Origin of the sequence: Vibrio sp. OPT46, assembly GCF_015163535.1 — a bacterium.
Classification (GTDB): Bacteria; Pseudomonadota; Gammaproteobacteria; order Enterobacterales; family Vibrionaceae; genus Vibrio; species Vibrio alginolyticus.
Window position 1 is genome coordinate 1 of sequence record NZ_JADDYG010000009.1, and the last position, 1,115, is coordinate 1,115.

Annotated in this window: 1 protein-coding gene and 1 pseudogene; one reads left to right on the forward strand and one right to left on the reverse strand. The window is 39.3% G+C overall.

Annotated features, from left to right (window positions below):
- Nucleotides 1-346 (reverse strand): annotated as a pseudogene (locus tag IQR33_RS32035) (IS1-like element transposase); the annotation flags it as partial.
- A 394-nt stretch (nucleotides 347-740) separates the two neighbouring features.
- Between IQR33_RS32035 and IQR33_RS01480 the strand changes: the two are divergent.
- Nucleotides 741-1,115, forward strand: a 375-nt coding sequence (locus IQR33_RS01480) for a protease inhibitor I9 family protein (RefSeq protein ID WP_193843450.1), incomplete at its 3' end; no start/stop codon positions are given.

The window sequence follows — 1,115 nt, forward strand, 5'->3', positions numbered from 1 at the left end:
CCTCAACCAATACAGCTAGCCTTTCAAGTTTACAAATTAGTCTTATATTTGCTTTATCGAAAGGCATTGAGGTTACTTACCTTGGCGAGATTTTTTAAAGTACTCAATACTGTGTTGTATACGACATTCAACACTTGTACTGTTTCCCTAACGCCAGAGCTATTCATTGACATATCAACAGTTTTTTCTTTTACATCTGGCTTGCGGGCTTCGTAAACGTAATCGAGTTAAAGCTCTTTCGACACTCGATACATCTGGAGCGAGGAGAGCCAGAATGCCCTTTTCCATGTTCACGAACGGGCTCTGTTTTATTACAGAAACGATATTGAGCTTGGATAGTAACCATGAGTTAAAAACATCAGAAATCAGGTGGCTATATTAACATCTATCAACCGATTTGAGTTATGACCAATAAAAGGATAGTTAGGTTTTTATTGCGTAAATTATCGGTAAGATGAAGTCATATAACAGGCAATATTTCAGGTGTGTAGAATTATTCTATTTTAGGGATTTTGCTCTAAGTCTAAATGAATCTTTGCATTTCAATTTCAATAAAGCTTGGTTATTGATCATGTTTCTGAGTATGCGAATTATTATCAGTTATGCATATGATTGCTCATTGTCTAGTTTGACTTGTGTAACGTCACTTCAGCACGCACTACGCTGATTGTCTGTGTTTTCGTGTTGACAGTTTGGTACTAGGTAAAAATCAACAAGACTATGATTTCGAGGAACATTTTATGTTAAAGAAACTACTAAGTTGTTGTATCACCTCCGCACTCTGTTTTCATTCTTCTCTCGCTTTTTCGCAACCCAATGAGATTGCGGACAGTGCAGAGTTACAACAAGCTCCGGACATATTACCAGCCACATTAATGCTCGCACCGGACGAGATCGCCATTGCAGATCGCTACATAGTGGTATTTCAACAACCGCAAATGATGGCGAGCAACTCAACGGAATTCGAGCAATTCACGCAACAATCCGTAGACCGCATGTCTGGTTTGTATTCGGTAAAAGTGGAGTCGGTTTTTGACCACTCGATAAGTGGATTTGTCGCTAACTTGAGTCCTGAGCAACTAAAAGATCTGCGTTCTGATCCTCGTGTGGACTAC